General features: G+C 53.6%; 14 protein-coding genes and 2 tRNA genes. 13 read left to right on the forward strand and 3 right to left on the reverse strand.

The genetic code is table 11. The features are described 5' to 3' along the window. Positions 1–2: 2 nt before the first annotated feature. Positions 3–824: a hypothetical protein gene (locus R6H26_RS17255; RefSeq protein WP_404784082.1), complete on the reverse strand. Its 822-nt coding sequence runs from the start codon at positions 822–824 to the stop codon at positions 3–5. Positions 825–1132: 308 nt separating this feature from the next. On the opposite strand from R6H26_RS17255, the gene tatC reads away from it, so the two are divergent. Both tatC and R6H26_RS17265 read left to right on the forward strand, forming a co-directional pair. Then, positions 1133–1819, forward strand: coding sequence for a twin-arginine translocase subunit TatC (gene tatC / locus R6H26_RS17260; protein ID WP_404791359.1), 687 nt, complete (start codon positions 1133–1135; stop codon positions 1817–1819). Positions 1820–1947: 128 nt separating this feature from the next. Continuing rightward, positions 1948–2352 carry a Fur family transcriptional regulator gene (locus R6H26_RS17265; RefSeq protein ID WP_404784084.1) on the forward strand — a complete coding sequence of 135 codons (405 nt, stop codon included), beginning with the start codon at positions 1948–1950 and terminating at the stop codon, positions 2350–2352. Here R6H26_RS17265 and R6H26_RS17270 read toward each other — a convergent pair. Then, complete coding sequence (locus R6H26_RS17270) at positions 2347–2526, reverse strand: hypothetical protein (protein ID WP_404784086.1); 180 nt, start codon at positions 2524–2526, stop codon at positions 2347–2349. The two genes, R6H26_RS17265 and R6H26_RS17270, sit on opposite strands and share 6 nt — an antisense overlap. On the opposite strand from R6H26_RS17270, the gene R6H26_RS17275 reads away from it, so the two are divergent. The 3 genes from R6H26_RS17275 (at position 2497) to R6H26_RS17285 (ending at position 3911) form a co-directional block, all read left to right on the forward strand. Then, positions 2497–2578: transfer RNA gene (locus R6H26_RS17275), tRNA-Leu, on the forward strand. The genes R6H26_RS17270 and R6H26_RS17275 overlap by 30 nt on opposite strands. A gap of 11 nt (positions 2579–2589) precedes the next feature. Beyond that, positions 2590–3387: a TrmH family RNA methyltransferase gene (locus R6H26_RS17280; protein ID WP_404784088.1), complete on the forward strand. Its 798-nt coding sequence runs from the start codon at positions 2590–2592 to the stop codon at positions 3385–3387. Continuing rightward, positions 3387–3911, forward strand: a complete 525-nt coding sequence (locus tag R6H26_RS17285) for a Tab2 family RNA-binding protein (protein WP_404784090.1) — start codon at positions 3387–3389, stop codon at positions 3909–3911. Before R6H26_RS17280 ends, R6H26_RS17285 begins: the two co-directional genes overlap by 1 nt. On the opposite strand, the gene R6H26_RS17290 is transcribed toward R6H26_RS17285, so the two are convergent. Then, positions 3899–4696: a peptidase gene (locus R6H26_RS17290; protein WP_404784092.1), complete on the reverse strand. Its 798-nt coding sequence runs from the start codon at positions 4694–4696 to the stop codon at positions 3899–3901. The genes R6H26_RS17285 and R6H26_RS17290 overlap by 13 nt on opposite strands. Before the next feature lie 185 nt (positions 4697–4881). Between R6H26_RS17290 and R6H26_RS17295 the strand changes: the two genes are divergently transcribed. The 8 genes from R6H26_RS17295 to R6H26_RS17330 all read left to right on the forward strand — a co-directional run bounded on the left by R6H26_RS17295 (position 4882) and on the right by R6H26_RS17330 (position 13015). Then, a tRNA-Gly gene (locus tag R6H26_RS17295) sits at positions 4882–4953 on the forward strand. Between the two features lie 79 nt (positions 4954–5032). Continuing rightward, the gene (panB, locus tag R6H26_RS17300) at positions 5033–5806 is read left to right on the forward strand and encodes a 3-methyl-2-oxobutanoate hydroxymethyltransferase (RefSeq protein ID WP_404784093.1); all 774 of its coding nucleotides are present in this window, start codon (positions 5033–5035) and stop codon (positions 5804–5806) included. Positions 5807–5905: 99 nt separating this feature from the next. Beyond that, entirely contained in the window at positions 5906–6550 is a 645-nt protein-coding gene (hisH, locus tag R6H26_RS17305; RefSeq protein ID WP_404784094.1) for an imidazole glycerol phosphate synthase subunit HisH, read from the forward strand. 12 nt (positions 6551–6562) lie between these two features. Then, positions 6563–7120, forward strand: coding sequence for a 16S rRNA (guanine(966)-N(2))-methyltransferase RsmD (gene rsmD, locus R6H26_RS17310; RefSeq protein WP_404784095.1), 558 nt, complete (start codon positions 6563–6565; stop codon positions 7118–7120). A gap of 3 nt (positions 7121–7123) precedes the next feature. Next, a complete protein-coding gene (locus tag R6H26_RS17315; RefSeq protein WP_404784096.1) occupies positions 7124–8917 on the forward strand; it encodes an ArnT family glycosyltransferase in 1794 nt (597 codons plus the stop codon). 102 nt (positions 8918–9019) lie between these two features. Continuing rightward, positions 9020–10138, forward strand: coding sequence for a glycosyltransferase family 4 protein (locus R6H26_RS17320; protein WP_404784098.1), 1119 nt, complete (start codon positions 9020–9022; stop codon positions 10136–10138). A gap of 389 nt (positions 10139–10527) precedes the next feature. Next, positions 10528–11697 carry a glycosyltransferase family 2 protein gene (locus R6H26_RS17325; RefSeq protein WP_404784100.1) on the forward strand — a complete coding sequence of 390 codons (1170 nt, stop codon included), beginning with the start codon at positions 10528–10530 and terminating at the stop codon, positions 11695–11697. Positions 11698–11785: 88 nt separating this feature from the next. Then, positions 11786–13015: a DegT/DnrJ/EryC1/StrS family aminotransferase gene (locus R6H26_RS17330; protein WP_404784102.1), complete on the forward strand. Its 1230-nt coding sequence runs from the start codon at positions 11786–11788 to the stop codon at positions 13013–13015. Positions 13016–13124: the final 109 nt, after the last annotated feature.

Below are 13124 nucleotides of genomic sequence, written 5' to 3' on the forward strand. Positions count from 1 at the left end.
CTTCAACCCGCATCTGCCATTGCTTCTTGGCGGACAGTCACCGCTAGCGATGGCTTAATGCGTCGGGCAGACATCGTCGCGCGTTCGCTCGATTGCTGCCTGGACGGAGGAGCGAGCAGCGCCAAGCTTTCTTGGATTGCTTTGCCTACCAGGGGACTCGTTTCTCGACAGGCCAACAAATGGAGGTAGTCTAAAGCGTGCGATCGCTCTAAAGCACTGATCTGGCCCCGTGCCGTCAAAGCGGCCAACTGACGCACCGCCATCAACCGTCGCAGCTCGTCTCGATGGAGCAATCCCGCCACGCATCGGTCAAAGGAGTGGGGCGGTTTATTTTGACGCGCTGACATCAGCCAAACCGCCAGACCTAGCACCCCCAAAAAGCCCATCTCCTGGGTTAAAAGCATCATTGCCAGCCAAGGGCTGTCGAGATCTTGCCAGACGGCTAACGCGCCATAGGAGAGCGCCAACATCCCAATGCCGCCGCCGATGCTGAGGACGATCGGGGCATTGGGGCTCCTGAGCCACTGCTCGAGCTGGCGCGTTAAAAATTGTCGCTGGGCCATGCGGTAGACTAGTATACTGCTGCCGCCACCTGCTGCAAGGGCTAGCAGGAGAGACGCATTCCAGCACCAGAGAGCGATCGCGCCGGACAGAACCGCCACCGGAAGAACGACATTTGGATAACGAGACCCGCGATGGCCGCGCGTAGAGCGTCGCGCCAATGCCGTCAAAATCTCCGCCCAAACCGAAAGCTTTGCCAGCATCAGCAAATCGCCCTCCAGCCAATGTCTGAAGTGGGTTGTTTTTGGAGATGCCTTCATCACGGCGTTAATGTTCCTTCTCGAAACCGCTGAAAATACGTCGAACCTTCAAGCTGTCTAGAACGGGGTCGCACTGTTCTAAGCCATTCACTTTTATAGTGTAATGGACGGATAGTAGAGTACGGAACGCCAGCGGCGACAGTTACGAAATTTATAATCAAATGTAGTGCCATCCGATAGAACCCATGACCTCTTCTTCTGAATTACCCGCGTCTTCGGTTGGAGACACCGACCTCGCCCCTTTTAGCACCGAAGAGGCAGAGATTGCACCGCCACCCATTGACCCGGACGATTTGGTCGATGATGTGGAGATGTCATTGTTCGACCATCTCGAAGAACTGCGCCAGCGGATTTTCTATGGGTTGCTCGCCTCTTTGGGCGGTATAGTACTGTGCTTTTGGAAAGTAAACTTAATCGTCAGCGTCTTAGAAAAGCCAGCCCAAGGCGCTAAATTTTTGCAGCTCGCACCGGGAGAGTATTTTTTCGTTTCTATTAAGGTGGCTGGGTACAGCGGCCTACTGGTTGCCAGCCCGTTCATTTTGTATCAGGTGATCCAGTTTGTTTTGCCGGGATTGACCCGTAAAGAGCGGCGCTTTTTGGGTCCCATTGTCTTTGGCTCTTCCATTTTGTTTGTTTTGGGATTGGGGTTTGCTTACGTCGCGCTGATTCCGGCAGCACTGAACTTCTTCATCCAGTACGGCGGCGATGTTGTCGAGCAGCTTTGGTCCATCGATCGCTATTTTGAATTTGTCCTGCTGTTGTTGTTCAGCACGGGGCTTGCGTTTCAAATTCCTGTCATTCAGATTCTGCTAGGGCTGATTGGCATTGTCTCTGGCAAACAAATGCTGTCGGCTTGGCGGGCGGTTTTGTTGGGGGCGGTGGTGTTGGGAGCCGTATTAACCCCCTCCACCGATCCGCTGACGCAAAGTCTGCTGGGGGGAGCGGTTTTGCTGCTTTACATGGCGGGCACGGGACTAGTCTTGCTCTTGGGCAAATAGTCTGAGGTCGCTCTGCGGAGGGCGATAGCTGCGCACCAAGAGTCCGCCGCGAGTCTGGAGTCCGCCCAAATTTGAGCCAGCGGATCTCGGATTTTGGATAAGATGTGGGGACAGTATTACCCTGCCCTATGAAAGCGCGCCGAACCCGCAGTCAAGATACAGTGCTGCGATTTATCAAACAGTTAAACCGAGAGATTTCTGCCCAAGAGCTTTACGTCGAACTCCGTCAAGCCGACGCGCCGCTGGGGTTGGCAACGGTCTATCGCGCCCTAGATGCCCTCAAGCTGTTGGGGGCCATTCAGGCACGGGTTGTGGGGAATGGAGAAACGCTCTACAGCCAAGCTAAGGAAGACCGCCATCACCTCACCTGCCTGCAATGCGGCGTGTCCCTTGCCATCAGCGAGGCGGATTGTCCCGTACATGCATTGGAGAAGCACCTGCGGCAATCGGCTCACTTTGAAATTTATTATCATACCCTCGAATTTTTTGGGCTATGTTCTCCCTGCCAGCTTCAGCAAGCTAATCTGCTATAGCGCTTCAAGTCGTCGCGCCGCCGCAACTACGGTCAATTTTTCATAGAGATCCTCTAAAATCTTCACAAACAGCGTGGAGGGAGTTGACGAATACCCCTGCAATAGTGAATGATAGTGAATCGCAGCAATACGCTGTTTGTCCGCGCGGAACTGGCGGAATTGGTAGACGCGCATGATTCAGGTTCATGTGCCGCAAGGCTTCCGGGTTCAAGTCCCGGGTTCCGCATCTATGGTTGTATGTTAACCAGCCTCCAAAATCCTCTGGTCAAGCAAGTTCGAAAGCTTCGCAGCTCGAAGCATCGGCGTTTGCAGGGCTGCTTTTTGCTGGAGGGAACCCATTTGCTCCAGGAGGCGGCGTTGGCGCGCTGGCCCCTGGTAACGCTTTTCTATACGGAACGCTGGCAGGATAAAAACCCGCAGCTTTTGTCCGATTTGCAGGGCACGGTACCTCGCTGCGAATTGGCAAGCGCTGAGGTACTGGCGGCGATCGCCACTACCCTCAATCCAGATGGCGTCGTTGCCGTGGCTCAGTTAGCCTCGCAAAGGCCTGTCACGATCCGACGTTTAGGACTGGTGCTCGAAACCCTTCAAGATCCGGGGAATGTGGGCACTTTGCTGCGAACGGCAGCCGCCGCAGGGGTGGAGGGGGTTCTCTTGAGCGAAGATTCTGCCGATCTCGAAAGCCCTAAGGTATTGCGCGCTTCGGCGGGGGCTTGGTTTAAGGTGGCTGCGGCTCAATGCGCCAATGTTCTGGAACAGGTAAAATACTACCAATCTCAAGGATTTCAGGCGATCGCCACCACGCCGCGCGCGACGATCGAATATTGGTCCGTAGACTATACTCAACCCACGTTAATTTTGGTGGGCAATGAAGGGGCAGGGCTATCGGAGGCGCTCCTTCAGGTCTCGGACGTACGGGTTTCGATTCCGACGAGTGCCGGGGTGGAATCGCTGAATGCGGCGATCGCCACTGCAGTCCTGCTGTACGAAGCAAAACGACAGCGCGCCCACGCTTTAGCGCGCAACCGATCGTGATGACACCAGAAGAACCCTTATTGCCGCCTCAACCGCTGCCAGAACATCTGTGGGGGGATCTGTGGCAATTTGCCAGCCTCCCCGCCGAAGATCTGGAATGGAGACTTTGGGAACGTCCCATTCCCTTTCGAGAGGCGGCTGCCATCGCACTACCCAGCCAGCAAAATCTCAGCTCTACCGCCCTCGTTCCGGGAATTGTCATCAACGCAGGCCGTCAGGCGATAGGACTGTCTCGCTGGCTGTCCGAGCGCAAGCCCAAGCAAATTTCGGTTGCGAATCTAGAATTAGGTGCAATTATTTTAACGACAGCTCAAAAAGAACGATGGATTTTAGCCACCTATCAAGACGATGCCGTAAGGGAGGCAGGCCAGGGCTTTGAAGGTCGTAAAGGCCCCAGTAAGGGTATCCATTTTCTGCTGATTCAGCCCGACGATAGCGGTGTCACCCATGCTGGCTTGTGGATTTTGAAAGACGATCGCTTCTGGAGCGATCGCCAAACGAACGGGAGCGCTCAAGTCGTATAGACATTTTCCAGCGCCAACCAGTTTTCGTCTTCAGACGGATCGTCGCTAGTAGGTGCTTCCCAGTGAAGAGTGGGCAAACTTTTGAAGGATTCCTTGACGCAATCTTCCCAGGATTTGCGGATGCTTTCCAAGTAAGGATCGCCCTTGAGCAGTTTGCGTCGATACTGAATTTTCAACGTATCAGCCTCGTACAGGACGATGTTAATGGGCGGCCCGACGGAAATATTAGACTTCATGGTGGAGTCTAGAGACAGGAGCGCGCATTTTGCAGCTTCTTCCAAGCCTGTGGTGCGAAATTGAATGACGCGGTCTAGGATGGGCTTTCCGTACTTAATTTCGCCCACCTGAAGGTAGGGGGTTTCTTTAGTGGCCCGCAGGAAATTGCCTTGGCTGTAAACCAGGTACAGTTCGGGGGATTCTCCCTTAATCTGCCCTCCCACCAAAAAAGTGCACCCCGCATCAATGCCATCTTTTTTTAGCCAAACTCGATTTTCATCCAAAACTTGACGGGTTAAGTTACCGATGTATTGAACCACCTTGTACATGCTGGGCAAGGTATTGATGTTATTCTCCGCTCCTAGCTTTAAGTCCTGCGCCATCAGCATCAATACATTTTGCGTCATGGACAGATTCCCAGCAGTGCAGATGAGGATGACGCGCTCTCCGGGGATCGAAAAGTCAAACAGCTTCTGCGAGATTGAAACGTGGTCTACTCCAGCATTGGTGCGGGAGTCGGCGGCCATTACTAGGCCAGCCTGGGTTAAAATTGCAAGGCAATAGGTCATCGCGCCGACTCTTTTGGGCTTTATTGTATGACGTGCTGAAACCTAGAAGCAATGACTTGAGAAAGGCTGCTTTTGCAAAAATGCTGCCTTCCTTCAAATGGGGGGGGCGATCGCATCTCAGAATCGGAGCGGCCACCTGTTGACAAGCTTCTCCACATCCGAGATACTAGGTAAGTACTAAATGTGCGGGCATAGCTCAGTGGTAGAGCGTCACCTTGCCAAGGTGAATGTCGCGCGTTCGAATCGCGTTGCCCGCTTTCTAAAAACGATCGGCTCCGAGCTAAGCTGAGGGGAGGGAGGTTTTCCTCTTGGGGTTTTCCTGCGGGCTTAGCAATTATGGCTATTACAATTCACCATCTCAAGCAGTGGAAGCAAGACGGTCGCCCTATTGTGGCGCTGACTGCATGGGATTACCTGCTGGCAAAAACTTTAGACCAGGCTGGGGTCGATGTCATTTTGGTGGGCGACTCTTTGGCGATGGTCGCGTTGGGGTATGAAACGACGCTCCCGCTGACGTTAGAAGAGATGTTGCACCATGCCAAGGCCGTTGCTCGCGGGGTTTCTAAGGCGTTGCTGGTGTGCGACTTGCCGTTTCTCAGCTATCAAGAAAGCCCGCAACAGGCCCTCAGCGTGGGGGGCCGCGTCCTGAAGGAGACTGGAGCGCAGGCGGTCAAGTTGGAAGGGGGGTACCCTGCCATGGCAGAAACGGTCCATTTTCTGACTCAGCGGGGCATTCCGGTAATGGGGCACGTGGGGCTGACGCCGCAATCCGTCCATCAGTTTGGCGGCTATCGCAAGCAAGGCAAAGACGAGCGCGATGCAGAGCGGATTCTGGAGGAGGCGATCGCCCTAGAGGCTGCGGGTGCCTTTGCGATCGTGCTGGAACACATTCCAGATGCGTTGGCCGCAACCATTACTCACAAGCTCGGCATTCCTACCATTGGCATTGGAGCGGGGTCGGACTGCGACGGACAGGTTTTAGTGACCGCCGATTTACTGGGACTCTCCGACTGGCAACCCAAATTTGCCCGTTCCTACGCCAACCTCCGCCAAACCGTCACCGATGCGGTGCAGGCCTTTAGCAATGAAGTCCGCACCCGCAAATATTGAACGCAGGGCAACCGCCAACCTCCGCTTTTGCGAAGATCGACCTCCGCTCAGATAAGCTAGAGAAGCAACCTACGACCTCGGGCGCAAAGGAGACACTCAGTGGCTAATATTGCCGTCATCGACTACGACATGGGGAATCTCCACTCGGCCTGTAAAGGGCTAGAGACAGCAGGCGCTAAAACCTCCGTAACCGATCGAGCCGCCGACTTGCGCGCTGCCGATGCAGTCGTTCTACCCGGCGTAGGGTCTTTCGACCCGGCCATGCAGCATCTTCAAGAACGCGGTTTAGTTCCCATCATCCAGGAGATCGTTGCGAGCGGAAAGCCTTTTTTAGGAATCTGCCTTGGGCTGCAAATTTTGTTTGAGAGAAGCGACGAAGGCCAAGAGCCGGGGCTGGGCATTTTCCCCGGCACGATCGAGCGGTTCCGATCCGAACCGAACCTCACCATTCCCCACATGGGCTGGAACCAATTGGACTTCACCCAGCCGAATCTAGCGCTGTGGAACTCTCTTCCGGCTAATCCGTGGGTCTACTTCGTCCATTCTTACTACGTGGTCCCCACGGACCCGACCTTGACCGCAGCGACCGCGACCCACGGGAGCCAGACCGTGACGGCAGCGATCGCCCGAGATAACGTCATGGCGGTTCAGTTCCATCCAGAAAAGTCTTCCGATGCGGGTCTCCAAATTTTGGCCAATTTTGTCGCGATGGTGCAGCAGCAGCAGCTCGTAGGCGCTGTTTAGCGGGTTAGACCAGTGAGACCTCGAGGCAAGCAGACCATCCAAAGCGTTGCAGGGCCGGACACTCGGCCCACGACATCCCGCGTGCGCGAGGCTGTCTTCAATATCTGGCAGTTTGAAATTGCCGATTGCCGCTGGCTGGACCTGTGCGCTGGCACGGGTGCGATGGGGGCTGAAGCGCTTCGTCGCGGAGCGTCGATTGTCGTGGGGATCGAGCAGGCCGGACGGGCCTGTGCTGCGATCCAGCAAAACTGGCGGAAACTAGCCCGTCCCGAGCAGCAGGTGCAGATTTTGCAGGTGGATGTCCTGCGCGGGTTAGGGCAATTGGTCGGTCGGCAATTCGACCGGATTTATTTCGATCCCCCCTACGGCTGCGATTTCTACGAAGCGGCGATCGCCGCGATTGCGACCTACGACTTACTCAGTCCTGCGGGCGTATTGGCGGTGGAGCATCGTAAATCCAGAGGACTGCCAAGCCTGTCTGGAACGTTAATCGCCACTCAGACGCGCAACTATGGCACTACGGCATTGACGTTTTATCAAACCGCCGCACGTTTGACAACTAAGGGCTAGCTCGTGATAGAAACCCTCTCCATTCAGTTGAAGCGTCTAGGGCACTATGCGGTCTATCGATCTATTGCATTGCCCCTTGGAATACTGTTTGTCATCCTCGTCTTGACGATCTCTCCTGTCGGCGAATTCCCCCTCAACGACGACTGGATCTATACCAAAACCGTCCAGCATTTGTTAGAGACGGGTCAGTATCGAGCGCATCCATACATTAATGCGACCCTTGTTGCCCAAAGTTATTGGGGGGCGCTCTTTTGCAAAATTTTTGGCTTTAGCTTCACCATCCTGCGGGTTTCAACCCTGGTGTTGGCTTTTGCGAATGCTTGGGCCGTGGCTAAAAGCGGCATCGTTCTGGGATTTTCTCGAAATCTAGCACTCCTGTGCGGAGCGGTCGTGGCGACCAGCCCCTTGGTGCTGCAGCTTTCCTATAGTTTTATGTCGGACGTACCGTTTTTGGCCCTGTCAAACCTCTCTGGGTTGTGCTTTTTGAAGGCCCTCCGCCAACCGAAACCTCAGTGGGTGGCTTGGGGAAGCATTGCTGCGGCCTTAGCCTTTCTCGTCAGACAATTTGGCATTCTGCTCCCCGTTGCCTTTGCCATCGCGATCGCCCTGCTCGTTTGGCGCAAGCGCTACGCGCCCTCTAAATCCACGATCGCGGCCTTGCTCCTGCCTTGGATTGCGGTAGCTGGCATCTACGTCGTTTGGGGCGATGCTTTGGCTTCAGATACCCCACTGCTAGAAACCAGTCAGTCCTTGGCCGGTCCCCTCCTCGATAGCGCGCGCCACATCCCACTTGCACTGTGCTATGTGGGCTTGTTTGCTCTCCCCTTGGGGGTCGGTCGGCTGATTCAAATCGTTCAAAAGCAAGAGTGCTGGACTCCCAGGCAGCGAACGCTCTGGATTGGATTTTGCGGGGTTTCGCTGTTTGTATTTTGGCTGCCCCAACTGCTCTATTGGATTGCGAAGCTAGCCTTTGGGCGCGAAGCCCTGTGGCTCCGCCGATATCCGTACCGCATGCCATTGACCCTTTATAAATCGCTTTTAGACCTTGGCTTGGGGCCCCTCCAACTTCCCGATCCGCAGTTCCAGCCCACCGTTCAGATCCGCGAGTGGTGGTGGCCGATTACGTTGGCGGCTTTGTGCGTGGCAGGGTTGCTGTTTGTCTCGGTGGTGAATCGGTATCGACAGCAGCAAGATTCGGAACAGACCCAATCCCTCGAACGGCAAAATCAAGATTTATTTTTGCTGGTCTGGGCGTTGTTGTCCCTTGCCGCTACCTATAATCCCTTTCGAGCCGTCATGGTAGATCGGTACCTGCTGGTTCCCCTGGTTCCATTTATCTTGCTACTGGGGCGAGATCTGATGCAGGTCGAAGCAAAAGTGTCCTTTAAACCGATGGCGATTAGCGCGCTGGCGATCGCTTTATTTAGCGTCGGCAGCCTTCAAGAATACTTGGCCTGGAACCAGACCGCATGGATCGCCCACCATCGCCTCGAGACGAAGTATCGGGTATCGTCCCAAGCGGTAGCGGGGATTGACACATTCAACGGCTGGTTTAACAGCGAAGCCTACATGCAGCGCTACAATACGCGAAGCTGGTGGGATGTCGGCAAACGGGGCGGCAGTCCGTGGGCGCTAGACGATCAGTATGCGATCGCCAGTGTCGAACCTCGAGCTGGCTATGAAGTTCTAGAGCGGATCCCTTACTTCTCTTGGCTGGGCATGAAACAGCGTTCGATCGCCATCTTCAAACGATCGAGTTTTAATCCGCCAACGCTCGGCCAGCCCCGATCCGGCTAACCTTTGCGGCCTAAAAATTTGGGGTCGAGGGCCTTTCTCCCTTGCGAGTCGGCCCATGCTCCATTCCAGCTTTTCTTTTCATTGTCGTGGAGTCATTGCAGCGTGAACGTTACATTTGTAATTCCCCACGACAGTTTTGCGGGCGGCGTGCGAGTGGTGGCCGTTTACGCTCAGCGGCTTCAGCAGCGGGGACATTGCGTTACAGTCGTCTCCGCTCCGCTGCCGCGTCCGAAGCTGCGACAGCGGTTGAAAGCATTCCTCCAACCCCAGTCCGTTCCTCCTAAAGCTGAAGGTTCTTACTTCGACTCGATTGGCGTAGACTGCCGCTGCTTAGATCGGTACCGTCCGCTGCGCGATAGCGACCTGCCGGATGCCGATGTTGTCGTCGCCACTTGGTGGGAAACTGCCGAGTGGATTGCACCACTATCCGCTGCAAAAGGAGCAAAGGTTTATTTCATCCAGCATCACGAGGTATTCGAGTATCTACCCAAACGTCGCGTTGAGGCGACGTATCGCCTGCCGTTTTATCGAATCGCCGTGGCGCAATGGTTGGTCGATATTCTGCGCGATCGCTATCAGGCGCAGCAGGTCGCTTTAGTTCCGAATGGGGTTGACTTAACGCGATTTTACAGTTCGCCTCGCAGCAAAGCACCCGTCCCAACTGTTGGTGTTGTCTATACCGCAACGCCTTGGAAGGGAATAGATATAGCATTACAGGCATTTCAGCGCGCCCTTCAGGATCTCCCGCAATTGCGATTGGTGGCCTTTGGGACGGAACAGATCGCTGCCGAACTGCCGCTGCCGGAAAATGCCCAATATTTTTTTCGACCTGCCCAGGAACAACTGAAACATATTTACGCCCAGTGCGACGCATGGCTCTTTAGCAGTCGGACGGAGGGGTTTGGTTTGCCCATTTTAGAAGCAATGGCCTGCCGCACTCCAGTCATTGCCGCACCCACTGGTGCGGCACCAGAACTGTTGAGCAATGGCGGCGGCCTTTTACTGGACGGGAACGATCCCGCACTGATGGCTGAAGCGATTCGCCGTATTTGTACCCTTGATGTCAAGGAATGGCAACAGCTTTCGGAAAAGGCGTATCAGACAGCCTCTCAGCAAAGTTGGGAAAACGCGACTCGCGACTTTGAGACAGCACTCAAGGACGCGATCGCCCAGCCGCGACAAGACGACAGCCGCTCCAAAACCGATCGTCTTCTGCCATAGACCATCGGACGCGCCACGCGATAGATTGAAACAACCGAAACTTTCCCGATCGCGACGATCTGAAAATATACATTTTTCTTTTGTTACAAAAAAGATAGGAAGTCAAACCCGTCCAAAGTAAGGTTGACGGATTGGGCTTGGCTGTATCAACATTCTTATTTATTCCCGGTAATATTGCCCCTATCTGTTAAGACGATCGATGAGTTTGGGTAGATTAAGTGATATGCCTGAACTCATCCGATATCGAAACCTGCTCAGATATGCTCTCTATAGATATGGTCTATTAGATCGGTAAATTCCTGGCACGAACTGCACTGTCAGGTCAGTGAGTTTTTATTTAATAGAAAAAAATATCTTCAATCCCACCGGGGTAGGAACCTTTGTCAGCGATGAAGTCGTTAGAAAACTTTCAGAAGCCACGTCCCGCATACCCTGCGCATCTTCTAAAGACCTCAGATGCTTCCTACGAAGACAGGCAGGAGAAGGAGAGATTACCTCTACTGGTTTCTCTAGTCATTCCTGCTTACAACGAAGGCAATATTTTACAAGAAAACCTAGATCGGATCGAGCAATACACGCTGCAAGAGAATCGGTCTTTCTGCTGGGAGTTTGTAATTGTCAATGATGGCAGCAGCGACAATACAGGAGCTATTGCGACTCAGTTCTCCCGACATAAGTCTAACGTTTTAATCGTTCACCATCCCTGCAACCTGGGTTTGGGACAAGCTTTAAAGTCAGGGTTCGCATACGCCCAAGGGGACTACATTATTACATTGGATGTAGATCTGAGTTACGCTCCATACCACATTGAGATTTTGCTCGAAAAAATTGTAGAAACTCAAGCCCAAATCGTAGTGGCATCTCCTTATATGGAAGGGGGACAAGTTTCAAACGTTCCGTACCTCAGAAAAGAACTGAGCGTTTGGGCGAATCGCTTCCTTGCCACAACTGCCAAGCACAGTCTCTGTACGTTTACCGGAATGGTGCGCGTCTATGAAGGAAATTTTTTAAAGGGCCTCAATTTAAAGGCCAACGGGATGGATATCAACCCAGAAATCATTCATAAAGCACAGCTTCTGGGTGCGCGTATCGAAGAAGTTCCCGCCCATCTAGACTGGTCTGCCGAACGCCTAGAGTCCATCCAGAGAAGGCCGCGAAAGTCAAAAAGCCGGGCCTCAAGCATGAAAATATTTCGCCATACTTGGGCCATTCTTTTCTACGGGTTTATCTTTCGACCCGTCATGTTTTTCATTCTGCCCAGCCTTGTTTTATTTTTACTGTCGCTTTATGCCAACGCATGGGTTCTGATTCACTGCTGGACGAATTATCAAATCCTGGCTCAATCCACTCCTTATCCCGACCCGACGGTGGCTGTAGCCGAGGCCTTTCAGCAGGCACCCCATGCATTCGCGATCGGAGGGATGACGTTAATGCTGTCGATTCAGCTGTTTAGTTTGGGCATTCTAGCCGTTCAAAGTAAAAGCTACTTTGAGGAGATATTTTATTTGGCTAGCGCAATTTATCGTCAAAATTCCAGTTCGCGGTCGAACAAAAATTAAGATGATGAATTTTAATCTAAACACGAGTTAAATCCGGCATTTGGCAAGAGTTTTGATTGATATACAACGGACAAAAAAGGATATTGAGATGGTCGTTCAAAATTATCGCTTGACGTTGCCTTCCGACCAAGATACATCGGGTCGCACCCTCGGAGCGGAAGAGATTCAGCTGCTCGCGCAGGCAATTGGCAGCGGGACGCTGACCAGTACCAAGGGGACTTTTGTCAAGCAGCTCGAGCGAGACTTTGCCGACCTGATTGGCGTCAAATACGCCTATGCTTGCGCGTCGGGATCGGCTGCGGTCCATACGGCGATCGCCGCCATCGACCCCGAACCCGGCGATGAAATCATCACGACTTCGATTACCGATATGGGCGCTTTAACACCCATTCTTTATCAGACGGCCATTCCAGTGTTTGCCGACGTGGACCCGCGCACTTGGAACGTGACAGCAGAAACCATTGAGAAATGCATCAGCGATCGCACCAAAGCAATCGTCGTCACCCATTTATTTGGCAACCCCTGCGAGATGGCGGAAATTATGGCCCTTGCCGACGCGCGAGGCATTCCGGTCATTGAAGACAGCGCTCAAGGCTTTTTAGCGACCCATAACGGCCAAGCCATGGGCGGGATCGGGACGATTGGCTGCTTTAGCCTCCAGCAAGGCAAGCACATCACCACGGGAGAGGGCGGGATTGTGACCACCAACGACGAAGCCTTTGCTCGGCGGATGTTTTTGTTCGTCAATAAGGCTTTTGGATACGGCGATCCCAAGCCGGACCATTACTTTATTGCGCCCAATTACCGCATGTGCGAGTTGCAAGGCGCGGTGGCAGTCGCCCAGCTTTCCAAGCTGAAAGATATTGTAGCCAGACGCCAGGCCAGCGCGCGAAAGCTCACGGAACAGTTGCAGGGAATTGCTGGTATTGAAACCCCTTGGCAGGATCCTCGCAACACTCACGTTTACTGGAAGTATTGCCTGAGCGTGGACGCCCAGTTCATCCATGAGGGAGCCATCGGTTTGGCCAAACGCCTTAAGGAAGACTTTGGCATTTTCTCGGCACCGAGGTACATCCAAAAACCCGCCTTTCAGTGCGAAGTGATTCAAAATCAGCGCACCTTTGGCAATTCGCGCTTTCCGTTTAACTTAGCCCGTCCAGAAGCCGTAGATTACAGCCCGGAGAAATTTCCCGGTACGTTTGCGGGCTTAGAGCGGGTGCTGGTTTTGCCCTGGAACGAAGCCTATACCGACGAGCACATTGACTATATCGCGCGGGCCATTAAAACGGCGATCGCGCAATTGTCCAGCCAGTCGTAAGAACAAGCCCAGCAATTCATCGATGGGTTGACCTTGGCAACTTTGCCAATACCTGCTCTGACCGACCGATCCGTTTGCATTATTCAATCGTTAACTGAGGGGAATCGAG

It is taken from the genome of Altericista sp. CCNU0014 (assembly GCF_044923475.1).
Lineage (GTDB): Bacteria > Cyanobacteriota > Cyanobacteriia > Thermosynechococcales > Thermosynechococcaceae > JAAURS01.

Excerpts from the sequence above, each read along its gene's own strand:
- tatC (WP_404791359.1), top strand. The coding sequence starts at position 1,133 with ATGTCATTGTTCGACCATCTCGAAGAACTGCGCCAGCGGATTTTCTAT.
- R6H26_RS17265 (WP_404784084.1), top strand. The coding sequence starts at position 1,948 with ATGAAAGCGCGCCGAACCCGCAGTCAAGATACAGTGCTGCGATTTATC.
- R6H26_RS17270 (WP_404784086.1), bottom strand. The coding sequence starts at position 2,526 with ATGCGCGTCTACCAATTCCGCCAGTTCCGCGCGGACAAACAGCGTATT.
- R6H26_RS17280 (WP_404784088.1), top strand. The coding sequence starts at position 2,590 with ATGTTAACCAGCCTCCAAAATCCTCTGGTCAAGCAAGTTCGAAAGCTT.
- R6H26_RS17285 (WP_404784090.1), top strand. The coding sequence starts at position 3,387 with ATGACACCAGAAGAACCCTTATTGCCGCCTCAACCGCTGCCAGAACAT.
- R6H26_RS17290 (WP_404784092.1), bottom strand. The coding sequence starts at position 4,696 with ATGACCTATTGCCTTGCAATTTTAACCCAGGCTGGCCTAGTAATGGCC.
- panB (WP_404784093.1), top strand. The coding sequence starts at position 5,033 with ATGGCTATTACAATTCACCATCTCAAGCAGTGGAAGCAAGACGGTCGC.
- R6H26_RS17325 (WP_404784100.1), top strand. The coding sequence starts at position 10,528 with ATGAAGTCGTTAGAAAACTTTCAGAAGCCACGTCCCGCATACCCTGCG.
- R6H26_RS17330 (WP_404784102.1), top strand. The coding sequence starts at position 11,786 with ATGGTCGTTCAAAATTATCGCTTGACGTTGCCTTCCGACCAAGATACA.